General features: G+C 75.2%; 12 protein-coding genes. 6 read left to right on the top strand and 6 right to left on the bottom strand.

The window, feature by feature from the left end:
- From ABZ809_RS30890 to ABZ809_RS30875, 4 genes are all read right to left on the bottom strand, one after another.
- The coding region (locus ABZ809_RS30890; RefSeq protein ID WP_357566161.1) for a type I polyketide synthase at positions 1-5,180 on the bottom strand (5,180 nt) is incomplete at its 3' end.
- On the bottom strand, positions 5,177-8,725 hold the full coding sequence (locus ABZ809_RS30885; RefSeq protein ID WP_357566160.1) for an amino acid adenylation domain-containing protein: 3,549 nt from the start codon (positions 8,723-8,725) through the stop codon (positions 5,177-5,179). The genes ABZ809_RS30885 and ABZ809_RS30890, both read right to left, overlap by 4 nt.
- Positions 8,722-11,088 carry a lantibiotic dehydratase gene (locus ABZ809_RS30880; RefSeq protein WP_357566159.1) on the bottom strand — a complete coding sequence of 789 codons (2,367 nt, stop codon included), beginning with the start codon at positions 11,086-11,088 and terminating at the stop codon, positions 8,722-8,724. The genes ABZ809_RS30885 and ABZ809_RS30880 overlap by 4 nt, the downstream gene beginning before the upstream one ends.
- Positions 11,085-11,873, bottom strand: a complete 789-nt coding sequence (locus ABZ809_RS30875; protein WP_357566158.1) for a thioesterase domain-containing protein — start codon at positions 11,871-11,873, stop codon at positions 11,085-11,087. Before ABZ809_RS30875 ends, ABZ809_RS30880 begins: the two co-directional genes overlap by 4 nt.
- A gap of 337 nt (positions 11,874-12,210) precedes the next feature.
- Here ABZ809_RS30875 and panD point away from each other — a divergent pair, with 337 nt between their 5' ends.
- Genes panD through argS form a run of 6 tightly spaced genes read left to right on the top strand, consistent with a single transcriptional unit; the run spans position 12,211 to position 21,982 of the window.
- The gene (gene panD / locus ABZ809_RS30870; protein WP_357566157.1) at positions 12,211-12,582 is read left to right on the top strand and encodes an aspartate 1-decarboxylase; all 372 of its coding nucleotides are present in this window, start codon (positions 12,211-12,213) and stop codon (positions 12,580-12,582) included.
- 54 nt (positions 12,583-12,636) lie between these two features.
- A complete protein-coding gene (locus tag ABZ809_RS30865; RefSeq protein ID WP_357566156.1) occupies positions 12,637-14,004 on the top strand; it encodes a DUF6002 family protein in 1,368 nt (455 codons plus the stop codon).
- Positions 13,994-17,131, top strand: a complete 3,138-nt coding sequence (locus ABZ809_RS30860) for an AMP-binding protein (RefSeq protein WP_357566155.1) — start codon at positions 13,994-13,996, stop codon at positions 17,129-17,131. Before ABZ809_RS30865 ends, ABZ809_RS30860 begins: the two co-directional genes overlap by 11 nt.
- The gene (locus ABZ809_RS30855) at positions 17,128-19,242 is read left to right on the top strand and encodes a polyketide synthase (RefSeq protein WP_357566154.1); all 2,115 of its coding nucleotides are present in this window, start codon (positions 17,128-17,130) and stop codon (positions 19,240-19,242) included. Before ABZ809_RS30860 ends, ABZ809_RS30855 begins: the two co-directional genes overlap by 4 nt.
- Positions 19,243-19,247: 5 nt before the next feature.
- Positions 19,248-20,246, top strand: coding sequence for an NADP-dependent oxidoreductase (locus tag ABZ809_RS30850; protein ID WP_357566153.1), 999 nt, complete (start codon positions 19,248-19,250; stop codon positions 20,244-20,246).
- A gap of 11 nt (positions 20,247-20,257) precedes the next feature.
- On the top strand, positions 20,258-21,982 hold the full coding sequence (gene argS / locus ABZ809_RS30845; RefSeq protein WP_357566152.1) for an arginine--tRNA ligase: 1,725 nt from the start codon (positions 20,258-20,260) through the stop codon (positions 21,980-21,982).
- A 64-nt stretch (positions 21,983-22,046) separates the two neighbouring features.
- Here the strand turns inward: argS and ABZ809_RS30840 are convergent, their stop codons facing one another.
- Together ABZ809_RS30840 and ABZ809_RS30835 are read right to left on the bottom strand one after the other, a co-directional pair.
- Positions 22,047-24,194 carry an alpha-N-acetylglucosaminidase TIM-barrel domain-containing protein gene (locus tag ABZ809_RS30840; RefSeq protein WP_357566151.1) on the bottom strand — a complete coding sequence of 716 codons (2,148 nt, stop codon included), beginning with the start codon at positions 24,192-24,194 and terminating at the stop codon, positions 22,047-22,049.
- A 3-nt stretch (positions 24,195-24,197) separates the two neighbouring features.
- Positions 24,198-25,499, bottom strand: a complete 1,302-nt coding sequence (locus tag ABZ809_RS30835; protein ID WP_357566150.1) for a Gfo/Idh/MocA family oxidoreductase — start codon at positions 25,497-25,499, stop codon at positions 24,198-24,200.
- Between the last annotated feature and the right edge of the window lie 7 nt (positions 25,500-25,506).

Here is a 25,506-nt window from a genome sequence, read left to right as displayed (position 1 = left end):
GCCGGGACGGTCACGGTCGGCTCCGGCCGCATGGCCCGCAGCGTCCGGCCGCCGCGGCGCAGGAGCTGCGCCAGCGGGGTCGCCGACACCACCACCTGTGGCCCGAGGTCGTGGGCGATCACCCGGTACAGCGCCTCGACGCCGTCGGCCGGCGGGATGCCGTACGCGGGCGCCGCACCGACCGGCACCGGAGGCGGCGGCACGACCTCGGCCGCAGGGCCGCCCAGCGCCTGGTCCAGGGTCTGCCCGTCCACCACCCGCATCAGGAAGTCGGTGGCGGCGGCCAGCTCGACGCCGCTCTCGTCGACGAGCGTCACGTCGCCGTTGAAGTAGCTGTCACCGGCGCTGTCGTCCAGCCGCAGGTGCACCCAGAGCCGCGGGGTCAGCGGGGACCGGATCACCAGCCGGCCGTAGCCCATCGGCACGCAGCCGCCCATCGTCGGGCTCTTGCCGAACGCGGTCGCCTCGTCGAGGACCGACGGGTGCAGCGGCATCCGGTCCACCTCGGCCCGGACGATGTCGGGCATCTCCAGCAGGGCCAGCTTGTCCGGCCCGTCGCCGTGGTGCACCTCGCGGATGTTGCGCCAGTGCGGGCCCAGCTCGAACCAGCCGGAGGAGGCCAGTTCCTGCTCGGTGAAGTTGCCCGCCACCTTCGGGCAGCGGGCCCGGATCGCGTCGAGGTCCAGCCGCGGCGGCACCCCGGCCGGCAGCCAGCGGATCGTGCCCTGGGCGTGGGTCCGGCCCAGGCTGCTGCTCACGTGGAAGCGCAGGCTACCGCCGGCCTCCTCGGTGAACTGGATGCGCACCTGCGCCGAGGCGTCCTCGGCCAGCGCCAGCGGCTGGACGAACACCACGTCGGTCAGCTCGACCACGTGGTCGCCGGGCGGCGGGGCGACCGCGTCGACGAAGGCGGCCCGCACCGACTCCAGGTACGTCACCCCGGGCAGCAGCGGACGCCCGTTCGACCGGTGCTCGTCGAGCAGCCAGTGGGTCCGCGCGGACAGCGTGCCGCTGTACCAGGGCAGGCCGCCCGGCACGGGGTGCCGGGTGTCGAGCACCGGGTGGCCGAAGGGCTCGCCGGCCGGCCGGGTCGGGTCGGGGATCTCGGCGGCCATGCCGACCTCCAGCCAGCCCCCGAAGTTGATCGAGACGACCCGGCGGGCCCAGTCGGTCGCCCAGCGCGCGTACGCGTCCTTGAAGAGGTTGGCGGCACAGTAGTCGACCTGACCGAGGTCGCCGGCCACCGCCGCGTCGGACGAGCAGAGCACGACGAAGTCCAGCGGCAGGTCGGCGAAGACCCGGTGCAGGGCCACCGTTCCGGTCACCTTGGGCGCGATCACCGCATCGGCGGCGGCCGCGGAGCGCACCTCGATCATGCCGCCGCCGGGCAGGCCGGCGGCGTGCAGGATGCCGTCGAGCCGGCCGAACCGGTCCAGCGTCGCGGCGCGTACCCGGCGCAGCGCGGTCTCGTCGGCGACGTCGGCGGCGAGGGTCAGCACCTCGGCGCCGTACTCCTCCATGCGCCGGATCGCGGCGATCGCCCGGCCGACCCGTTCCCGGTCACCGTGCTCGGCGAGGTGGGCGTCCCAGGCCGCGCGCGGCGGCAGGGCGGCCCGGGACACCAGCACCAGCCGGGCCCGTGCCTGCCGGGCCAGCGCCTCGGCGACGGTGATGCCGATGCCGCCGGTGCCGCCGAGGACGAGGTAGACGCCGCCCTCGCGCAGTCCCGCACCGTACGGCTGGGTCGGCTCGACCGTCACCGGCTGGTGGTCCGGCACCCAGCGGCGGCCCCGGCGCAGCGCGACCTGCGGGTCGGCCGACGGGCGGCCCAACTCGGCGAGGACCGCCGAGACCGGGTCCGGCTCGTCGGCGGCGACGTCCACGTGCCGGGTGGACAGCCAGGCCAGCTCGTTCGGGGCCACCTTGGTCACGCCGACGACGGTGGCGTGCTCCGGGCGGGTGAGGTCGCCGCCCACCACGTCCTGGGTGCCGATCGTGACCACGTCCAGGTGCACCTGCTCCGGCTCGACCGCGGCCAGGGCCCGCACCAACGCCAGCAGGCTGTGGAAGCCGGTGCGCTGGGCCGCCGTCACCGCCGCCGGGTCGGTCGGGTCGACCGCGTCCCCGGCCGCGAACGCGTGGACGAACCGCTCCGGTACGCCGCCGTCGGCGGCCAGTGCGGCGAGCAGGGCGTCGTAGTCCTCGGCGCGGTCGGGCCGCAGCACGTGGCGGCCCTGCTCGTCGCGCCCGAAGGAGGTGCCGGCGACCACCTCGCGGACGTCGACGCCCATCGCGAGGAGCCGGTCGGCCAGCCCGGCGGCCCCGGTCGCGGGGCTGAAGACCACGCACCGCCCGGGCAGGGCCCGGCGTCCGGCGGGCGGGGTGGCGAGCCGCCAGCCCGGCACGCTGAACCAGTCGTCGAGCCCGCCGGCCGGCTCCGCCGGCCCGACGTCGGCACCCCCGGTGGCGACCGTCGCCGTGCCGGCCTCCGACGCCACCCGCGGCGACGGTGCCGCGGCGGGTTCCGGCTGCGGGTCCGGGTCGACCCAGTGGCGGATCCGCTCGTACGGGTAGTGCGGCAGGGACACCCGGCGGGCGGCACCGCCGCACGCCTCGGGGGCCAGCGACACCCCGGCCGCCCAGAGCCGGCCGGCGGCGCCGTACAGCACCTCCTCGTCGGTGGCCTTGTCGCCCTGGACCGGCAGGCTCTGCGCCGGGGCGGGGCTGCCCTCGGCGAGCTGCCGGCGGCTCTGCCCGGACAGCTGCCGCCCCGGACCGCACTCCACCAGCGCCCACGGGCCGTCCTCGCGCAGGGTGGCGAGGCAGGCGTCGAAGCGGACCGGCTCGCGCAGGTGCCGGGTCCAGTAGTCGGGGTCGGTGGCCTCGGCGGCGGTGATCCAGCCGCCGGTCACGTCCGACAGGTACGGCAGGGTCGGCGCCCGCATCGGCACCGAGGCGGCCACCGCCCGGAAGTCCGGCAGGACCGGGTCGACCATGGCCGAGTGGAACGCGTGCGAGGTGCGCAGCTGCTTGGCCGACACCTCGTCGGCGCGCAGCCGCTGGGCGAACTCCTCGATCGCCTCCGGCGGCCCGGCCACCACGCAGGCGCCCGGGGCGTTGACGGTGGCGACCGTCAACCCGGCGGGCAGCATCGGGGTCACCTCGGCCTCGCCGAGGCCGACGGCGAGCATCCGGCCCGGGGGCAGCGACTGCATCAGCTCGCCCCGGACGGCGACCAGCCGCAGGGCGTCCGGCAGGGTGAAGACCCCGGCGAGGGTGGCCGCGACGTACTCGCCGACCGAGTGCCCCACCATCGCCGCCGGTTCGACACCCCAGGACCGCCAGAGCAGGGCCAGCGCGTAGTCGACGACGAACATGGCGGGCTGGGTGTAGCGGGTCTGCGCCAGCAGCTCCGCGTTTGCCGGGTCGAAGGCCACCTCGCGGATGTCGGCCTCCAGGTGCGGCCGGAGCAGCTCGGCGCACTCGTCGACCGCGGCGGCGAAGACCGGTTCCAGCCGGTACAACCGGGCCGCCATGCCCGGGTACTGGGAGCCCTGCCCGGGGAAGAGGAAGCCGACCTTCACCGGTCCGGCCGTGCCGTGGAGCAGCCGCCGGGCCTGGTTGAGCCCCGCCACCGCGTCGGCCGCGTCGGCGGCGACCACGGCGGCCCGGTGCGGGTACTCCCGCCGACCGGTGCGCAGCGTGTACGCCACGTCGCCCAGGTCCAGGGTCGGGTTGTCGGTCAGGTGGCGGGCGAGTCGGGCGGTGGCCGCACGCAGCGCCGTCTCCGTACGCGCGGAGACCTGGAGCAGGTGCCGCTCGCGGGCGGCGGTGACCTGTGGTTCCGGTGCCTCCTGGAGGACGAGGTGCACGTTGGTGCCGCCGAAGCCGAACGAGCTGACGCCGGCCCGGCGCGGGACGCCGTCCGCCGTCCACTTCGACAGCGTCGAGTTCACCCGGAACGGGCTGGCCTCGATGTCGATCGCCGGGTTGGGCCGCTCGTAGTTCAGCGACGGCGGAATCACCTGGTGGGTCAACGCGAGCGCCGTCTTGATCAGGCCGATCACGCAGGAGCCCTGGCTCAGGTGGCCGACGTTGCTCTTCACCGAGCCGAGCGCGCACCAGCCGACATCGGGGCTGCTGCGCCGGAAGACGTCGTTCAGGGCGGCGAACTCGATCGGGTCGCCCATCAGGGTGCCGGTGCCGTGCGCCTCCACGTAGGACACCGTGCGCGGCTCGACGTCGGCGACCGCGAGCGCCTGCTGGACGGCGGTGGCCTGGCCCTCCTGGCTGGGCGCGCTGAACGACACCTTGACGTTGCCGTCGTTGTTCACCGCGTTGCCCAGGATCACCGCGTGGATGGTGTCCCCGTCGGCGAGCGCCGCGTCGAGCCGCTTGAGCAGCACCACGCCGCCGCCGCTGGCCCACAGCGTGCCACCGGCGTCGGCGTCGAAGGGGCGGACGTGCCCGTCCGGCGACTCCGGCGAGCCCTCCAGGAAGAGGTAGCCCGCGCCGATCGGGAACTCGATGCTGACCCCGCCGGCCAGCGCCATGTCGCACTCGGCGTTGCGCAGCGCCTCGCAGGCCAGGTGGATCGCCACGCCGGAGCTGGAGCAGGCGGTGTGCACGCTCATCGCCGGCCCGCGCAGGCCGAGCCGGTACGAGACCGAGGTGGCCAGGTAGTCGGGGCCGTTGCCGACGTGCGACAGCGACGCTCCGGACGACCGCCAGATCGAGGAGTTCCGCTTGACGTGCTCCCAGTGGTACGTCTCCTCCCCCGCGCTGCCGTAGACGGCGATGTCGCCGGGGTAGCGGGACGGGTCGTAGCCGCCGTCCTCCAGGGCGCTGTGCGACAGCTCCAGGAACAGCCGGTACTGCGGGTCGGTGACCTCCGCCTCGCGCTTGCTCATCCCGAACAGGATGTGGTCGAGCTTGTCGAGGTCGTCGAGGTTGGCCACGGCGGACACGAACGCCGGGTCGTCCACCTCGTCCACCGGCAGCCCGGTGGCGAGCTGCTCCTCACGGGAGGTGAAGGTGACCGACTCGACCCCGTCGACCAGGTTCCGCCAGAATTCGCGGACGTCGCCGGCGCCGGGCACCCGGCAGGCCATGCCGACGACGGCGATCGGTCCCACGCCCGGCAGGTCGCCCGGGCCCGACTGGTTCGTGCTCTCGGTCATTGCTGTCCCTCCGTGGGGCGGTCGAGCGAACGGTTGCGCCACGCGCCGCGGGTGAGCATCGCCTCGCGGCGGGCGTTGGCCCTGTTGACGGCCCGGCTGTGGGTGTCGCTGGTGGTGGTGCCGTCGAGGGTGCCGGCGAAGGTCCGTACGGTCGGCAGCCGGAACAGGTCGACCAGGCGCACCTCGCGGCCGAACTCCTGGACGAGCCGGTGCTGGAGTTCGGTGACGACCAGCGACGTGCCGCCGCTGTCGAAGAAGTTGTCGTCCAGCCCGACGGACTCACGGCCGAGCAGCGCCCGCCACAACGCCGCCACCCGGCGCTCGGTGGCGGTGGCGCCCGCGAGCGGGTCGCCCCCGGCCGGCCGAGGGCTGGCAGACGCCGTCGCCGGCTGGTACACCGCGCCGCCGTCGGCGAGGCCGGCGCGCAGCGGCTCGGCGTCCGGGAGGACGACGGCGGCGGCGGGACCGGCCGGCGCGTCGACCAGGCCGGCCAGCAGTTCCCGGTACGCCCCGAGCAGCCGGCGGATCCGGTCGCCGTCGTAGAGGTCGGGGTTGTAGACGACCTGGAGCGTGAACCCGCCGTCGGTGTCCACCACGTACAGGGTCAGGTCGAACACCGAGCCGGGCAGGCCGGCGGGTTCGGTGGCGGTCTCCAGTTCGGCCAGGTCCAGCCGGGGCCGGGCGAAGTTGAAGACGTTGAACACGACCTGGATCAGCGGGCCCCGGGTCGGGTCGCGGCGCAGCCGCAGGCCGTCGACGATCTGGTCCAGCGTCGCCCCGGGGTGGGCCGCGGCGGCCAGCAGTTCGTCCCGGCACCCCCGGACCAGGGTCTCGAAGTCGTCGGTGGGGGCGGACCGTAGCCGCAGCGGCGTGATGTCGACGAAGAACCCGACGAGGTCCTCCAGGTCGGCGTGCCGGCGGTCGGCGGTCGGCGTGCCGATCACGGCGTCGCGGCGGCCGGTGAGCCGGAAGACCAGTTCGGCGAAGCCGGCGAGCAGGACGGTCGCGGTGGTGACGCCCAGGCGGACCGCCAGCGCGGTGGCCGCGCCGAAGGTGGTCCCGCCGACGGTGACCGCCTGCGACGCCCCGCCGGAGGCCTGCTCCGTCGGCCGGGGACGGTCCCGGGGCAGGTCCAGCACCGTCGGGGCGCCGGTCAGGTGCTCCCGCCACCAGGCCAGGTCCTCGTCGTGGCGGCGCCGGTCCCGGTCGGCCCGCCAGGCCACGTAGTCGGCGAACCGGACCGGCGGGGCCGGCAGGGCCGCCGGGTGCCCGGCCAGGGCCGAGGCGTACGCCCGGGCGAGGTCCTCGTACAGCACGTCCTGCGACCAGCCGTCGAACACGGCGTGGTGGGTGGTGATCGCCAGGACGTGCTCGGCGGGACCGAGCCGCACCAGCCGGGCCCGCCACAGCGGGCCGGTGGCGAGGTCGAACGGGGTGACGGCCTCGACGCGCAGCAGCTCCCGCAGGGCCGCGGCCTGCTGCTCCGGGTCGCCCGCCGGCAGGTCCTCGATTGGCAGCGGCACCTGTGCCGGCAGGTCGGCGACGACGTACGGCCGGCCGTCGCGGGCGGGGATGCGCCAGCGCAGCACCTCGTGCCGGGTCGCCACCGCGGCCAGGGCGGCGCGCAGGGCCGCGGTGTCCAACGCGCCGGTGAGGCGCTCGGCCATGGCGATGTTGTACGCGGTGCTCTCCGGGGCGAGCTGGTTGACGAACCACACCCGGCGCTGGGCCACCGACAGCGCCGGCGGGTGGCCGGTGGAGATGCCGGAGCCGGTCGCCGGTCCGGCCTCGGCCACCGCCGCCGCGACCTGGCGCAGGGTGCGCGCGGCGAGGACCGTCTCCACGCTGACGTCGCGGCCGAGTTCCGACCGGATGGCGGCGACCATCCGCATCGCGCTGAGCGAGTGCCCGCCGCAGTCGAAGAAGTCGTCGTCGGGGTCGGCGACGTCCAGGCCGAGCACCCGGCACCAGATCGCCGCGACGGCGTCGTGGCGCGGGTCCACGGCTGGGCGTGCCGGGCGGTCCGGGCGGCACAGCGCCGCCACCCGCGCCACGTCCACCTTGCCCGAGCGGTTGAGCGGCAGTTCGGCCACCCGGACCACCCGGGTCGGCACCGCGGCGGCGGGCAGCCGGGCGGCGCACCACCGGCCGAGAGTGGCGGTGTCGGGCGCGCTGTCGGGCGTCACCACGGCCACCAGTTCGGCGCCCCCGGCGCCGGGCAGCGCCAGCACCACGCCGTGGCTGACCTCCGGATGGGCGCGCAGCACCGTCTCCACCGCGCCGACCTCGACCCGCTGGCCCCGGATCTTCACCTGGCGGTCGAGCCGCCCGAGGAAGGTCAGGTTGCCGTCGGCGCCCCGGACCACCCGGTCGCCGGTGCGGTAGAGCCGGGCGCCCGGTTGCCCGGAGAACGGGTCCGGCACGAACCGCTCCGCGGTCGCCCCGGGCTGCCCCAGGTAGCCACGGGCCACCCCCGGCCCGCCAACCAGCAGTTCACCGGGTACGTCGGCCGGCAGCGGACGCAGCGCCTCGTCGACGACGTACACCCGGTGGTTGGCCAGCGGGCGGCCGATCGGCAGCGGGGTGGACCACTGGCCCTCGGCCTGGAACGCGGTGACCTGCACGGTGGCCTCGGTGGGCCCGTAGCAGTTGAAGTAGCGGCCCCGCCCGCCCGCCGTCCAGCGGGCCACCTGCTCCGGGCCGGGGGCCTCGTCGCCGGTGAGCACGGTGCTGAACGCCGGCAGGGCGGCCGGGTCGAGCAGCGGCAGCAGCGCCGGCGGCAGCGACCCGTAGGTCACCTCGTGCCGGGCGAGGAAGTCCTGCAACCGGGCCGGGTCGGTGCGGTCCGCGTCGCCGACCAGGGCGACCTCGGCACCGCTGATCAGCGGCACCCACAGGTCCAGTACGGAGACGTCGAACCCGAACGAGGCGAAGGCGACGCAGCGGTCCCGCGCGGACAGGCCGGTGTCGTGCCGGGTGCCGGCGGCCAGCGCCACCACGCCGCGGTGGCTGACCACCACGCCCTTGGGCCGCCCGGTGGTCCCCGAGGTGTAGAGCACGTACGCGGCGGCGGCCGGGTCGAGCGCGGGCGCGGCGGCGGCCGGCCCGGGCCCGGCGGTGAGGTCCGGCGGGGCCAGCACCGGCACGCCGGCCCCGGCGAAGAGTGCCGCCGCCTCCGGCGCGGCGACGATCGCGCGCACCGCGGCGTCGGCGCAGAGCTGCCGGACCCGGGCCACCGGCAGGCCGGGCTCCAGCGGCACGTACGCGGCGCCGGCCAGCATCACGCCGAGCATGGCGGCCACCGTCTCGGGTCGACGGGGCCCGCAGACGGCCACCCGGTCCTCCGGGCCGATCCCGGCGGCGGTGAGCCCGGCGGCGACCCGTGCCGCGCCGGCGACGAGACCCGCGTAGGTGATCGCCGTGGCTCCCTGGCGGACGGCCACCGCGTCCGGCCGGGACCCGGCGACCGCCAGGACCGCCGCCGGCACGGTCGTGCCGGGGTGCTCCACCACGGGGCCGAGCAGGCCGGCCACGTCCGCGCTCACGCCCGGACCTCCGCCCCGGCCTGCGCCGCCAGGGCGTCGATCACCTGCATACGCAACTCCGAGGTGTAGCGGTTGCCGGCGGCGTCGGGCACCCACGCCTGCTCCGGGCCGGGCAGCAGTTCCGACACCACGACCTGGACCTGCCCGCCGGCCGCACGCCGCGCCGCGCGCAGCATCGACCAGAGCGACGAGGCGTAGACGGTGCTGCGGAAGTCGACGTAGCACGGCTTGATCTCGGTGCCGATCCGGACGAACACCCGCTCGGGCATGCCGAGCCGGCGACGCCACGCCCGCACCGCCAGGTAGCGGCCCTGCTCGCCGGTGGCGTCGGCGATGCCGGTCTCGTCGACGGTGGTGCGCCAGGTCTCCCGCGTGAGGACCATCCGGTCGACGGTGATCCGCGGGGTGTGTTCCCCCGCCGTCCACTTGCCGGCGTGCACCGTGCACTCCGCCAGGAAGTCGCCGAGCAGTTCGAGCAGCGGGACGTGGCCACCGTCCGGGTCGACCACCGTCAGCTCGCCGGCCACGTCGTCCACCGTGAGGTCGGCCAGCCGCAGCAGCCGGGCCGCGTCGGCGCCCCGGGCCGGCAGGAAGCCGAACTGGCGGTCGTCCGGTGCGGACAGGAAGGAGCTGATCCGGGCGGTGAACCAGGGCCACCCGTCCGGCAGCAGCGGCAGGATCCGGCCACCGCCGAGGTCGGCGTGCAGCGCCGCGTGCAGGGCCGCCGGGTCGTCGTGGCCGAGGGCGAACACCGAGTTGTTGAGGGTCGCCCAGGTGGCGTGCATCTCGCCGAGAACGGCGGTGAACTCACCGGCCGCCAGTGCCTCCGGCCCGTCGGCGCACAGGTGCAGGTCGGGGCTGTGCACCCGGGCGCCCGACCAGCCGGCGGTGACGGCCGGGAAGGCCGCCCGGGCCGCCGGGGCGAGGGTGGCCGCGTCCAGGTCCACCCGGCGTGTGCCGGCGGTCAGGGTGTCCAGGCCGCACAGCTCCCGCCAGCGGTCCGCGTACGCCTCCGCCGCCCGGTCGACCGGGCGTTCGCCGGTGCCGAAGAGCAGCGGCTGCGCCGCGTACCACAGCTCGGCGAGCGGAACCGCCGACCGGCCGTGGTCCTCGACCAGTTCCGTGTACAGGGCGCGCAGGGCGGCGCGGTACTCGGCGGTCACCTCGGCCGCCAGCCACCGGGAGGCCCGCAACAGCAGGTCCAGCGGCTCGGCCAGCACGTCGAGGACCCGCTGGCCGAGCCGGACGTCGAGGTCCCGGACCGTCTCCTCGTAGCAGAGGGTCCGGCCGGCGTAGGTGTCGCCGCCCCGGTGCCGGGCGGGTTCCCCGGTCAGCTCGACGAAGACGGTGTCGAGCGCCGCCAGGGCGGCGGCGAGCTTGTCCGCGTCACCGGCGGCGAGACCGACGGCGTCCCGGGCGGCGGTCAGCCGGTCCAGCGCCTCGGCGGCCCTGGTCCTGGCGTCGTCGTCGCCGATGGCGGCGATGGCCGTGGCCAACCAGTTCTCGGCGCCCGGGCGCATCGGCGGGTCCCAGCCCCACTCGACCAGGCCGCGTCCGCTGAGGTGCTCCACCAGCAGCGTGAAGTCGTCCTCGGTGCGCACCACCCGGGCGGGCGACGCCGCGAGTGCCTGGTAGATCTCCACCGCCGGGCGCCGGCCGTCGCAGAGCCGGACGAGGGCCGCCTCACCGGCGGAGAGCGGCACCGGGGACGCCGCCGGGCGGAGCACCTCCCGGTCGGCCAGCGCCAGGTGCGGCGCCAGCCGGACCGGCATCCAGCGACGGATCATCGGGTCGCGGGCGAGGCTGGCGGCGAACGCCGCGACGGCCCGGTGCTCCAGCAGGGTGATCCGCCGCCGGATCAGCCCCGCGCCGACCGTCAGTTCGGCGGGGGGTCCGGCCGGGTCGAAGCGGACCCAGCAGATCGGTCCGAAGAAGCCGATGGTGTCGTTCTTGGCGCAGTACCGCTGCCAGTACCGCGCGACGACCTCCTCCCGGCGGCGCAGCCGGGACCGGCGCGGCTGCTCCACCCGAGGCTCGGGGGCGGACAGCACGCCGTCGAGCGCGTTGCGTCCCTCCGGGTTCTGCCAGGCGACCGCCTCGCGGAACAGCGGGTCGGCGGCGATCTCGCGCAGCTCGTGGCTGGCCCCGGTGATCGCCCGGTCGAGCGCGGCGGCGAAGGCCGGCTCGTCGGCGGCGCCGTCGAGGAAGGCGTCGGCGACCTCGGCGCACGCCGGGTCGGCCAGCCGGTCGAGCCCGGCCGCGGGGAAGCCGGCCGCGCGCAGCACCGCCTCCCGCCACACGAGCCAGCCGCCGGGCAGGGTCACGTGGTGGTCGCGGGCGCCGCCCGCCGCGGGCGCGGTCACCAGGCACCGTCCATACCGGCCAGCGCCCGCAGCTCGCCGGCGACGAGCCGGGCGGTCTCCTCCCGCGCGGTACGCAGGAAGAGGTGACCGCCCGCCACGGTGTGCAGCCGGAAGGAGGCGGTGGTGTGCCGGGCCCAGCCCCGCATCCCCTCGGGGTGGACGCCGGGGTCGTCCTGCCCGGCCAGCCCGATCAGCGGGACGTCCAGCGGCCGCTGCGGGTGGTAGCGGTAGGCGTCCACCCAGGCGAAGTCGGACCGCAGCGCGGGCAGCAGCAGCTCACGCAGCTCGGGGTGCTCCAGCGCGCCGTCCAGGTCGGTGCCGAGCGCGGCGACCCGGTCCCGGACGTCCGCGCCGACGAGGTCGCTCGCCGCGGCCGGGACGTCGGGCGGACGGCTCGCCGCGACGTAGAGGGCCAGCGGGGGCGGCAGCGCACGGCGACGCAGCTCGCGGGCCACCTCGAAGCCGAGCCGGGCGCCCATGCTGTGGCCGTAGATGGCGTAGGGGCGGTCGGCCCGTTCGGCGAGGGCGGTCGTCACCTGCTCGACGGTGAACTGTGGCGGTTCACCGACCCGGGACTCCCGGCCGGGCAGCAGCACCGGCTCGACGGCGATCCCGGCCCACAGTGGACCGGCCCACCGCCGGTAGACGGCGGCACCGCCACCCGCGAACGGCAGGCAGAACAGGAGCACGTCGGCGGTGGCGGCCGGCCGGCCGGGAGCGAACCACCGGCCGGGGCCCGCCGCGGCGGCCCGCGAGGAGTCGGTGTCGTGCGCTGGCGCCGTCACGACGCCGATTGCAGACGTTGCTGAGCGTTATCGGTATATGACACCCTGCATCTCCGAATTGGGCAGGTAATTCGATTTGATCAGAGCGGGTCCTGATCGCTGGAGCGATTGCAGTTTCTACCACGCGGGGGGCGCGCGCGAAAGAACCCCTATCAACCCCTATCCCTGGGCGCCCAAAAAGGCCCCAGAAACCATGACGTACCAAATGAGACTCCTGCGATGTGCGGACGCGTGCTAGCGTGTGGCCCGCACTGCGGCCGAGACGGGGTCGTCGGCCGTCATCGCCGGTCCAACGGCCGCAACTCGCCATAAATTCGCCACGAGAGGTCGTCTTCGAATGCAGCGCACGATGTTGAAGTCGAAGATCCACCGCGCTATTGCGACACAGGCCGATCTGCACTATGTCGGTTCTTTGACACTCGACCCGGTTTTGATGGAAGCGGCGGACCTGCTGCCCGGCGAGCTGATCCATATCGTCAATGTCAACAACGGCGCCCGGCTCCAGACCTACGTTATCGAGGGCGAACGTGGCACCGGCGTGGTGGGCATCAACGGCGCCGCGGCCCGCCTCGTCATGCCCGGCGACGTCATCATCATCATCAGCTACGCGGTTGTCGACGACGAGCAGGCCGGTGCGCTCAAGCCCGCGGTCGTGTTCGTCGACGGGGAGAACCGCATCGTTTCCGTGGGCTCCGATCCCGCCAACTGACCGCGGCAGACCGCGCCGTCCGGCCGCGGACGGCCAACCCGAAGGACACGCATCATGGCCCGACCCAGCGGACCCGTCGGCAACCTGATCACCGACTACTACGGTCAGATTCCTGACGTGGTGAAGCGGTGCGTGGCCGACCCCCGGCCGTGCGACGACCCGAACGCGTTCAGCCCGGGCTTCGCGCTTCCCACACTGGACGAGGGGCTGCGGTCCTTCTTCGCGGCGGCCACCGCGCGGTGGACGCCGCTGGGCACGTACGGCGGCAGCCGGATCACCCTGCTGGACCTGACCGGCAATCCGGGCACGCAGACCACCAAGACGTTCGCCTCGTTGCTCATCGTGGCCCGGGCCGTGGAGCACATCCGGCGTACCGGCCAGCCGGTGCTCCTGTTCACCCCGACCTCCGCCAACAAGGGCACCGCCCTGCGCGACGCGGTGCTCCGCGCGATCGACTGCGGGCTCGTGACCCCCGACCAGCTCCGGGTCACCACCCTGGCGCCCCGGTCGTGCCTGGGCAAGCTCCGGTCGAACCGGCTCACCACCGACGCCGAACTGCGGCGGCTCAACCCGTTGCTGGTGCACGACTCGCCGCGCGCCGAGGACGTCAAGGCCCTCGGCCGGCAGTTCGTCGCCGCGCACGCCGAGGAGTACGCACGGCGGACCGGCGGGCGACTCTGGTTCTCGCTGGAGCTGGCGAACTACCTGGTCGCCGACGCCGCCCGGGCCTTCTTCGAGCACGACGCCGACCCGGTGCCCGGCGACCGCCCCCGGCTGCACGCGCACGCCGTGTCCAGCGCCTTCGGCCTGCTCGGCTACCACCAGGGTCGCGCGATCCTGGAGGAGACGGGCGCCAGCGAGCCGGCCCGGCGACCGGCCAGCCTGCTCGTGCAGCACCTGCACACCCCGGACATGGTGCTCAACCTGCGGCACGGCGACTTCGACCGCGCCCACCTGCCGTCGTACGAGTTCGACGCCGGGACCGGCCTGCACCGCCAGAGCGATGACCCCCACTTCCCGCTGACCACCCACGACCCGGGGGAACTGCTCGACCCGACGTTCTACACCCACCAGCCGGTGACCTCGGCGGCGATGAACGAGATCATCCGGACGCACGGCGGCGACGGGATCGTCGTCTCCCTGCACGAGTGCGTCGAGCGGTACCCCCTCCTGCGGGCGTACCTGGCCGACACCGGCCGGCCGCTGCCGGCCGACCTGCGACGGCTGCGCGAGTGGTCGCTGGTGATGGCACTGACCGGCGTGTTCAACGCGGTGGACCGGGGGCTGGTCGACGCGGGGCGCGACATCGTGGTGCACGGCTCGGGCAGCTACGGGGTGGACGACTACCGGCCGGCGGAGAGCGCCGACGTCACCGAGGTCCGCACCACCGCCGACATCGCCGCGGCCGTCGGTGACTGCTGACGCCGACCGGCCGGCCACCGCCCACCAGCGGGAGGTCTGGCTGCGGCAGCGAATCGACCCGGCCACCGGTCTGGCCGCCACCCGGGCCGTCCGGCTGCGCGGCCCGTTGCGACCCGACCGGTTGCGCGCGGCGCTGGACCAGGTCTGCGCCACGTACCCGGACCTGCACGCCGACCTCGTGCTGGCCGGGGACGGCGCCCGCCTGCGGCCGGCGCCCCCCGAGCCCGTCCGGTTCGACGTGGTGCCGCCGCACGAGGCGGCGCCGTCCACCCCGGACGCCGGCCCGACCCGGGGGGTGTGCGCCCGACTCGTACCCCACGATCCGACCGACCACGTCCTCACCCTGGCCGCCGCCCCCTGGGCCGTGTCGGGCGCCGGGCTGGGGACGCTGTTCGAGGCGGTGCTGTCGGCCTACGCCGCTCCGACGGCGGGGCCGGGCGCCGGTGACGCCCCTTGCGCCGGCCCGGCCCGGGTGCCCCGGCAGCGTGCCCTGCCGCCCGCCGCCCGGTCCGCCGGGCCGCGGGGCGCGGATCCCACCGACCCGCCGGGCGCACGCCGGCTGGATCTCGGGCTGCCGGCCCCGCACCCCGGCGGGCCGGGCCGGTGGACCGGCGTCCCCCTGACCCGGGACATCGCCGCCGGCCTGCTCGCCCTGGCCGACGCGCTCGGCACCAGCCGCAGCGCCGTCCTGGCGGCGGCCGTGGGCTGGACGCTGCACCGTTACACCGGCGACGGGACCATCGACGTCACGGTGCCCCGGGCCGTGCCCGAACGCCCCGGCGGCTCCGCCGACGTCGTCCGCCGGCTCCGCCCGGGCGCCGCGTCCACCGTGGGGGAACTGCTCGACGGGGCGCACCTGTCGCTCTCCGCGGCGGCGGGCCCCGAGCCGTCGCCGGACCTGCCGCCGACGGTGCTGCTGGAGACCGACGAGCTTCTCGGCGCGCCCGCCGGCCTCGCCGCCGACGTCACGCTCGGCCTGGCCGGGACGAGCGTCGAGTTCGGCGACCTGCGGGTCGAGGCCCAGGAGGCGCCCGCGCAGCCGGTCCCCGCCGACCTCGCCGTGCGGGCCCGGCTGGGCGCCGGCCCCGACGCCGTCGTGGTGCTCCTGGGCTGCCGCGCCGACCTTCCGGCGCAACTCGCCGACGACCTCGGCGCGGACCTGGCGCGGGTACTCGCCGCGATGCGTGCCGGCGCGGCCACGCCGGCCGCCGAGCTACTGCCCGTGCCCACCGTCGCCGGCCGCCGCCCGCCGTTGCGACTGCCGCACGTCGGCCCGGCCGACCATCGCGCCATCGCCCCGGAGGTGCTCGACGCCGGGGTCCCGGCCCGCTTCCGGGAGCAGGTACGGCGGCATCCCGACCGGATCGCCGTACACGGTGACGACGCGGTGCTGACCTACCGGGAGCTGGGCGGGGTCGCGGCGGGCGTGGCGGCGGAACTCGACCGGGTGACCGGCCGCCGCAGAGGCCGGGTCGGCCTGCTGCTCGACCACGGCACGGCCACCGTCGCGGCGATCGTGGGCACCCTCGCCGCCGGCGACTCGTACGTCCCGCTGGACACCGGCTACCCGCCGGCCCGGCTCGCCGCCATGCTCACCGGCGCGGTGGCCGTGCTCACCACGCCGGAGCACCGGGGGCTCGCGACCGCGGCGCTCGCGGCCGCCGGGATCCCGGGCACCCCGGTGGTCGACGTGTCCACGCTGCCGAGGTCGGGCGAACTGCCCGACGGAGCCGGCGACCCGGACGCCGAGGCGTACGTGCTCTACACCTCCGGCTCGACGGGCCAGCCCAAGGGCGTCGCGCAGACCCAACGCAACCTGCTGTTCCAGGTCTCGACCCACACCAACAACCTGCGCATCGGCCCCTCGGACCGGGTCAGCCTGCTGACGTCGTTCGGCTTCGACATGGCCGTGACCGACATGTTCAGCGCCCTGCTCAACGGGGCCACCTCGGTGCCGGTCGACGTCCGGAGCCGAGGGCTCGGCCACCTGGCCGACGCGCTGGTCGACCGGCAGGTCACCGTCTACCACTCGACCCCGACGCTGTACCGGCAACTGCTGGACGCCCCGGCAACGGCCGGCGGCCGGCTGCACCGGATGCGCGCGGTCGTGCTCGGCGGCGAGGAGACCACCCGGCAGGACGTCCTGCGCTGCCGGGAGCGGATCGGCCCGCACTGTGTCTTCGTCAACGGCTACGGCGCCACGGAGATCAGCTTCGCCGTGCAGAACCACCTGGCCGCCGACGACGAACTGCCCGCCACCGCCACCGTGCCGATCGGCCAGCCGCTCGACGGGGTGACCGTGGAACTGCTCGACGCCGACGGGGGAATCCTCGGGCTCACCGGGGAGATCGGCATCCGCAGCCGGCACCTGACCCCGGGCTACCAGGGTGGCGATCCGGTGTGGAACGCCAGCAGGTTCCTCGCCCACCCCGACGGCACCCGCACCTACCGCACCGGTGACCTCGGCCGGCGATTGCCCGACGGCGGCTTCGCCTATTTGGGCCGGCTCGACCGGCAGGTGAAGGTACGCGGCTACCGGGTGGAGCCGGGTGAGGTGGAGGCCCGGCTGCGCGCCCGCGCGGAGGTGGCGCTCGCGGTCGCGGCCGCCGTGGACGGTACGGCCGGAAAGGAACTGCTCGCCTGGGTCACCCCGGCGGGTGACGCGACCCCCGACCCGGCGGTGCTGCGCCGGGCGCTCGCGGCCGAACTGCCCCACTACCTCGTGCCGCAGCGCGTCGTGGTGCTGCCGGAGTTCCCGCTCACCTCCACCGGCAAGGTGGACGTGAAGGCCCTCCCGCTCCCCCCGCCCGCCGACGCCGACGCCCCGGCCCCGCCGCGTACGCCGCAGGAACGGGCCGTGGTCGAGGCCTGGCGGGCCGTCTCGGACGGGCGCCCGCTCGGCGTCGAGCAGAATTTCTTCGACGCCGGTGCCCACTCCCTGCACCTCGCCCGGCTCCAGCAGGAACTCGAACGTTCCCTCGGCCGTCCCGTCCCGCTGGTCTCCCTGTTCGCCCACCCGAACGCCGCCGCGCTGGGCGCCCACCTGGCCGGCACTGCGACGGACGCGACGGACCCGGCGCGGCGGGCCCGGGAACGGATGGCGGCACGACGACGGAGGACGCCATGACCACCGGGCCCGACTCCGGCGCCGGCGCGATCGCGGTGGTCGGCATGGCCGGCCGGTTCCCCGGCGCACCCGACGTCGACGCCCTGTGGCGGGCGGTCCGCGACGGGCGCGACCTCGTCCGCCGGTGGCGGCCCGAGGAGCTGCGCGCGGCCGGGTTGCCGGCGGACCTGCTCGCCGATCCCCGGTACGTGCCGGCCTTCGGCCAGCTCGACGGGCTGGCGGACTTCGACGCGGAGTTCTTCGGCTACTCGGCCCAGGAGGCGGCCCGGCTCGACCCGCAACAACGGATCTTCCTGGAGCTGTGCTGGTCCGCCCTGGAACACGCGGGGCACACCTGCTCGGGTGACGTGGTGGGCGGCGTCTTCGCCGGCGCGGCGCCGAACCGATACCTGCTCGGCAACGTGCTGCCCAGCCTGCCGGCCCACGAGGAGTGGACCTGGCCGCCGGGCAGCAGCGCGGACTACCTGCCCACCCGGGTGTCCTACGCGCTCGACCTGACCGGGCCGAGCGTCGCGGTGCAGAGCGCCTGCTCGTCCTCGCTGGTCGCGGTGTGCCTGGCCGCGCAGAGCCTGCTCGACTACCGCTGCGACGTCGCGCTCGCCGGTGGCGTGGCGGTGACGTCGGTCGACCAGCTCGGCTACCTCGCCCGGCCCGGCGACCAGACCTCGCCGACCGGGTACTGCCGCGCGTTCGACGCCGCCGCCGACGGCACGGTCTTCGGCAACGGCGGGGCGGTCGTGGTGCTGCGCCGGCTGGAGGACGCGCTGGCCGACGGCGACCACATCCACGCGGTCCTGCGCGGCTGGGCGGTGACCAACGACGGCGCGGCCCGGGCCGGCTTCGCCAGCCCGGGGGTGGACGGGCAGGTCGCCGCGATCGCCGAGGCGCTGGCCGCCGGCGACCTGGAGCCCGACACGGTGGGCCTGGTCGAGGCGCACGGCAGCGGCACCCGGCTGGGTGACGTCATCGAGTTGGAGGCGCTGCGCCAGGCCCTCGGGCCGGGCCCCGCGGGTGGTTGCGCGGTCGGCTCGGTGAAGACAAACGTCGGCAACCTGGACGCCGCCGCCGGGGTGGCCGGCCTGGTGAAGGCGGTGCTCGCGGTACGCCACGGTGTGCTCCCGGCGAGCCTGCACCACGAACGGCTCGACCCCGACGCCGACCTGGGCGGCACCGGGCTGTACGTGCCGGTGGAGTCCCGGCCGTGGGTGACCGACGGCGCGCCACGCCGCGCCGGGGTGAACTCGTTCGGACTCGGCGGGACCAACGCCCACGTGGTGGTGGAGCAGGCCGCCCCGGCGGTCTCCCCCACGCCGGGGCCGCAGGGACCCGAACTGCTCGTGCTGTCGGCGCCGACCGAGTCCGCGCTGCACGCCACCGCCGCCCGGCTCGCCGACGCGCTGGCCGACCTGGCGTCCGGGGCGGAACCGGGGGTCCCGGCCACCCTCGGCGACGTCTCCTGGACGCTGGCGGTGGGGCGCCGGCCCTTCGGCTTCCGGGCCAGCCTGGTCGCGTCCGATCTCGCCGACGCCGCCCGGCAGCTCGCGGCCGGGGTGACCGGGTACCGGGCCGCCCCGGGGTCGGCTGTCGACTGGCACCTGCCCGGCGGCGACGCCTCGCCGGGGGCGGGTCTCGCGGAGCTGCCGGCCTACCGGGACGCGACGCAGGAGTGCCACGCCGCGTTCGCCGGTCCCGGCGTCCCGCCGGAGGAGCCCGCCGCGGCGGCGTTCATCCGGGCGTACGCCCTCGCCCGACAGCTCACGGAGCTGGGCGTGCCGGCCGACGGCCACGACGGCGCGGGCGTCGGCACGTACGTCGCCGCCGTCCTGCGGGGCGAGCTGACGCTGGCCGAGGCGGCCCGGCGGGCCGTGACCGACGCGGCCGCTCCGGGCCCCGACGGTCCGCTGGTGCTGCGGGTCGCCACCGGAGCCCTGCCGGTGCCGGCCGACCTGCCCGGCCTGCTCGGGCTCGTCGGGCGGCTCTGGTCCGAGCACGGGGTGCCGGTCGACTGGCGCCGCAGGTCCCGGCCCGCCCGTCGCGTGCCCCTGCCGGGGTACGTCTTCCACCGGCGGCGGCACTGGCTGTCGCCGTCCTCCCCGCACGGAAAGGTGTGAGTCCGATGCCCACCAGCCGCCAGGTGCAGCTCGTCCGACGGCCGACCGGGGCGCCGGCCGGCACCGACTTCGAGCTCGTCACCGTCGACGTCCCCCCGCCGGCCGACGGGGAGGTCACCGTCCGGAACTCCCTCGTCTCGCTCGACCCGTACATGCGCAGCCGGCTGTACAGCGCCCCCGGCTACTCCGAGCCGTACCCGCTGCACGCCGCCCTGTCCGGGGACGCGGTCGGCACGGTGGTCGCCTCCCGGGCGCCCGGCTTGCCCGAGGGCACGCTGGTCCGTTCGACGCACGGCTGGCGGGAGTCCTTCACCGCCCCGGCCGCCGAGGTCACCCCGCTGAGCCCCGCCGGTTTCGCGCCGGCCGACCACCTCGGCCCGCTCGGCCTGGCCGGCGAGGCCGCGTACGTCGGCCTGTTCGTGGTCGCCGGGATCCGTCCCGGCGAGACGGTGTACGTCTCCGCCGCCGCCGGGGCCGTCGGCAGCATCGCCGGCCAGCTCGCCAAGCTGCACGGCTGCCGGGTGGTGGGCAGCGCCGGCTCCGAGGAGAAGGTCGACTGGCTGCTGGACGAACTCGGCTTCGACGAGGCGTTCGACCACTCCGACGGCGACCTGGAGGTGGAGCTGGCGATCGCCGCGCCGGACGGCGTGGACGTGTACTTCGACAACGTCGGCGGGGCGCACCTGCGGGCGGCCATCGGGGCCATGAACCCGTTCGGCCGGGCCGTGCTCTGCGGTGCGATGTCCCAGTACGGTCCGGAGCGCTTCGGGGTGGACAACCTCGCCCTCGTGGTCGCCCGCCGGCTGCGGCTGGAGGGCTTCCTCGTCCAGGACCACGCCGCGCACACGGCCGCCTTCACCGAGCTCGTCGCCGGGCACCTGGCGGCGGGGCGGCTGACCACCCGGGAAACCGTGGTGACCGGCCTGGAGAACGCTCCGGCGGCCTTCCTGGAGCTGTTCACCAGCGGCGGACACACGGGAAAGGTCCTGGTCGACGTGAGCTAGGTTGTCCCACCATGGCTACCTTGCATCAACTCCTGCACGACCGCCTCGCCGCCGCCTTCGCGGCGGTCGCGGGTGAGCCGGTCGACCCGAGCCTCCGCCGGTCCCAGCACGCCGACTTCCAGGCGGACGCGGCGCTGGGGCTGGCCCGCCGCCTGCGCGGCAACCCCCGGCAGATCGCCGCCGAGGTCGTCGCGCAGGCCCGGTGGGACGACCTGTGCGCGTCGGTGGAGGTGTCCGGGCCCGGCTTCATCAACCTCACCCTCGCCGACCAGGTGCTGGGCGACCTGCTCGGGGCGACGAACGCCGACGACCGGCTCGGGGTTCCGCTCGCGGCCGAGCCGGAGACGGTCGTCGTGGACTACTCCGCGCCGAACGTGGCCAAGGAGATGCACGTCGGGCACCTGCGGTCCACGGTGATCGGCGACAGCGTGGTACGGCTGCTGGAGTGGCTGGGCCACCGGGTGATCCGGGCCAACCACCTGGGTGACTGGGGCACCCCGTTCGGCATGCTGATCGAGCACCTGCTCGACCTCGGCGGCGCGGAGGCGGCCCACGAGCTGTCCCTCGGTGATCTGAACGCGTTCTACCAGGCGGCCCGGGCCAAGTTCGACAGCGACGAGGAGTTCAAGACCCGGGCCCGCAACCGGGTCGTCGCCTTGCAGGGTGGCGACGAGCAGACGCTGCGGCTGTGGCGGCTGCTCGTCCAGGAGTCGGAGAAGTACTTCCTCTCCGTGTACGACCGGCTCGACGTCCGGCTCACCGGCGCCGACTTCTTCGGCGAGAGCGCCTACAACGACATGCTCCCGGAGGTGCTGGCGGAGCTGGACCGGCTCGGCCTGCTGCGGGAGAGCGACGGCGCCAAGGTGGTCTTCCCCGCCGGCTACACGAACCGGGAGGGCGAGCCGCTGCCCCTCATCGTCCGCAAGCGCGACGGTGGGTTCGGCTACCCGGCCACGGACCTCGCCGCGATCCGGCACCGCCTGCACACCCTGCACGCCACCCGGCTGCTGTACGTCGTCGGCCTGCCGCAGCGGCAGCACTTCGAGATGGTCTACGAGGTGGCCCGCGAGGCCGGCTGGCTGCGCCCGCCCGCCCGGGCCGAGCACATCGGCTTCGGCTCCGTCCTCGGGCCGGACGGCAAGGTCTTCCGCACCCGGGCCGGGGCCACCGTCAAGCTCATCGACCTGGTCGACGAGGCCGTGGCGCGGGCCGCCGCGCTGATCGAGGAGAAGAACCCGGACCTGGACGCCGCCGAACGTGCCGAGCTCGCCCGGACGGTGGGCATCGGCGCCGTCAAGTACGCCGACCTGTCCAACGACCGGACGCGCGACTACGTCTTCGACTGGGACCGGATGCTGTCGCTGGAGGGCAACACGGCCCCCTACCTCCAGTACGCCCGGGCCCGGATCGAGTCGATCTTCCGGCGGGGTGGGGTGGCACCGGACCGGTCCCGGCGGACAGTGGCGGTGACGGCCCCGGCCGAGCACGCGCTCGCCCTGCACCTGCTCGCCTTCCCCGAGGTCGTCGGCGAGACGGCGGAGTCGCTGGAACTGCACCAGCTGACCGGCTACCTGTTCCGGCTGGCCACGCTGTTCACCTCCTTCTACGAGCAGTGCCCGGTGCTGCGCGCCGAGGACGACGTACGCGCCAGCCGGCTGGTCCTCTGCGACCTGACCGCCCGCACCCTGGCCCGGGGGCTGGACCTGCTGGGGATCGGCGCCCCCGGGCGGATGTGACGCGACGACCGCCCGGTCAGCGACGTGGAAGCGGGCCGGTGCCATCGGCACCGGCCCGCGCGGATCAGTAACCGAGCCGGTCGAGGATCCGGGCCGCCACGTCGAGCGTGTTCCCCTCCGGTGCGGCCGAGTAGCCCCCGATCGCCCCCCGCCAGGCCTCCTCGTGCCCGACGACGCGGGCGCGCAGGACGTCGACGTCCGGCTCCCGCCCGTGCGCCGCCGCGTCGGCCAGCCAGTTCGCCCACGACTCCCACCGGGGGAGGTAGTAGTCCCTGACGAGGCCGGCCCAGTGCCGGCCGGAGTAGTCGTGCAGCCCGCTCGTCTGGTGCCCCCAGACGGAGACGAGACTGCGGGCGTCCCGCTCCATGACGTCGGCCTCGGCCGGCGAGCCGCCCCACGCGCGGGCGTCGGCGATCCACCGCCCGACGCGGGACTCCGCCCGGGTGCCGGCGAGCTCGTCGAGGTCGAGCAGGTCGGTCCGGAACCGGGCGAAGTGATCGAGGACGGCGTCCGCGTCGCGCTCGGCGAAGGCCGCGAGCACGCCACGGATGTGGATCCGGCAGCCCTGCGCCACCACGTGCCCGACCAGATCGACGACGTCCCGCTCGACCTGGTCGGGCACGCCCGCCTCCGCCGCCCGGCCGAGCAGCAACCGCGCGGCCGTGGCGATCCGGGGCAGGGCGCCGAGCACCATCGGGTCGTTCTCGGCGTCGATGTTCGCCGACTGCCGCTGCGGCTCCGCGTTCTGCGGGACGAACTCGCCGGCCAGGCGCTGGGCGGCGAACGGCGCCTCGGCCGACCACGGCCGGGCGATGACCGGCGACGGGATGGACCGGGTGCGCCCAGGCCCGTAGAGCGTCTCGGCCAGGATGTCCCAGGCCCGGACGAAGTCGTCGTGCCCGGCCGCGTAGCGCTGCAGCGCGAACGAGCGCAGCCACTCGTCCAACTGCGGGACGTTCCAGGTCAGGTCGGTGGCGAGCTCGTAGAAGACGGTGTTGTTCTCGATCGCCTCGGGCGCGAGCCCGATGCCCGCGAGCCGGGGCGGCCGGGCCCGGGTCAGCTCGTCGACGTCGCGGCGCAGACCGCGCAGGTCACCGAAGAGCGCGAAGCGACCGCCGAAGTTGTGGATCGCGCACCAGACCCACCGCCGGTCGTACATGGCGTCGCGGCGCCACATGGGGGCGTGCTCGCCCCACAGGTCCAGCAGGACGAGCCGTTCCTGCGGGACCTCGGAGAGGAACGCCCGGACCCGTTCCGGCCGCCAGAAGTCGCGCTGGTAGTGGAACGGCCAGCCCTGGAGCACCCAGGTCGCCTCCGGGTCGCTGTCCGCCATCGCCCGGTAGCCGGCCCGGCCGACCGCCGCCAGGTAGTCGGGCTCGCCGGACGGCGGCACCGACTCGATGAACGGATCGGCGGCGTAGTGGTGGTCGGTGCCGAACAGTTCCCGCTGGATGCCCATGAACTCCGCGGCCAGCGACGCGAACCGCTCGCTGTCGGGGCTGAGAATCGGCGTACGCCAGCCCTGCCACTCGATCTCGCCGGCTGACGGGTCGGTGAGTTCCGGCGGCACGTGCCCCCCGAAGACGGGCAGGACCGGGGTCATGCCGAGCGCGCGTTGCCGGGCGAGGATCCGCTGCGCCAGCTCGACGTGGCGGGTGATCCAGTCCGCGGGCAGCGGCCCGCCGAACGAGTTGGTGTTGCCCATGAACGTCCACGGGAAGTGCGCCGCGCTGCCGATCCACTCGTCGATCCGGGCCGCGTCGAGCCCGGCCCGCCGGAACATCTCCGCCAGCACCGCCTCGTGGCCGACCTGCATGAGCGGATGGGTGACGCCGTGCAGCGCCATCCAGTCGATCTCCTGCTCCCAGCGGTCCCAGTCCCAGAACGCGGTCGAGTACCCGTAGGTCACGACGTTGAGGTAGTAGCGGACCGGGAACGGGCTGGTCAGCCGGGTCGGCGGCGCATCGGGCCAGGGCGCCGGCCGGGGCTCCAGCCGGGGCTGTTCCCAGGTCACCTGGCGGCCGGCGTACGCCTTGAGGTACTGCGCGAACGCGCAGGCCGCGGCGACGGGATCCGAACCGCGCAGCGTCAGGACGCCGTCGCGGCACTCGTATCCGGCGGCGGCGGCGTCATCGGCGGCGGGGACCCGCTCCACCCGTACGTCGTCCGCCGTGCCGGCGACGCGGGCCACGAGGGCACGTACGTCGTCCACCTGTCACAGCTCCTCGACAGTGTGGTTCAGCCGCGACCGCTCGGCGGCGAAGGCGACGAGATGACTCTCCACGCTCTCCTCCAACGAGCTGGGCGCCGCCTCGACGTCCTCGCCGGACAGCCGGCTCCGGACCCGCCCGGTGAAGTCGAGCATCAGCCCGGCGTCCCCGCCGCCGTGGCCGGAGAACGCCTCGATGACCTCGTCGACGACCCCCTGGCTGCCGCTGCCGACCTGGAACGTCTCGTCGGCCTGCCGACCCTCCACGTTGGGCGGGGTCTCGGCGAAGGTCGCGAGGCTGATCCGGCCCGAGCGCATGTCCGCGGTGATCTGCCCGTGGCTGCCCATCAGCGTGAGCGTCCGGGTGTTGAACGCGGTGAACGCCGAGACCACCAGCGACGCCGTGACGCCGTTGTCGAACCGCAGCGCCGCCGTCTGGTGGTCGACGACGTCGTTGTCCATCCGGTAGACGCACCGGCCGTAGTCGGTCAGCTGGAGCGCCCGCCGGCGGCCGGCCACGCTCGTGTCGTTCGTGACGACCGTGACCGGCGGCCCGTCGACGTCGGCGAGCTGGTCGACGTAGAGGCGCTCGGCGTTGTACGGGCAGGTGGCGGCGACGGCGCAGCCGTCGGTGCAGCGCTCCGTCGAGCCCTTCGGCGCGTGCTCGGCCCGGAAGTGGCGGCGCTCGCCGAACGAGGCCACCGTCGTGCACGGCGACCCGACCAGCCACCGAAGGATGTCGATGTCGTGGCACGCCTTCGCGAGCAGCATCGGGCTCGACCGGTCGGCCCGGTGCCAGTTGCCGCGCACGTAGCTGTGCGCGAAGTGCCAGTACGCGACGTTCTCGATGTGCGAGATGCCCTGCAACTCGCCGATGCGGCCCTCGTCGAGCAGGCGGCGCAGCGTCTGGAAGAACGGGGTGTAGCGCAGCACGTGGGCGACGGTGACCGTGCCGGTGCTCTCGCGCGCCGCGGCCGTCAGCCGGTGCAGTTCCTCGGCGGTCGGCGCGATGGGCTTCTCGAGCAGGACGTGGTGCCCCAGCTCGAGCGCGCGCAGGGTGGGATCGACGTGGTCCCGGTCCGGTGTCGCGACGATGACCGCGTCCCACGGTCCGCTGGTCGAGAGCGCCTGCTGCCAGCCGGTGAACCGGTGGGCCGCCGGGATGCCGTGGGCGTCACCCAGACCGTCGCGGCGCTCCGCGTCGGGCTCGGCGACCGCGACGACCCGGGCCGCCTCGGGGTGCTCCAGGCACCACTGGGCGTACGCGTGTGCGCCGCGTCCTCCCGCACCGAGCACGAGTAGTCGCACCGGACCC

Origin of the sequence: Micromonospora sp. NPDC047074 (assembly GCF_040643815.1) — a bacterium.
Taxonomy (GTDB): Bacteria; Actinomycetota; Actinomycetes; order Mycobacteriales; family Micromonosporaceae; genus Micromonospora.
This window is presented reverse-complemented; position numbering and strand designations above follow the sequence as displayed.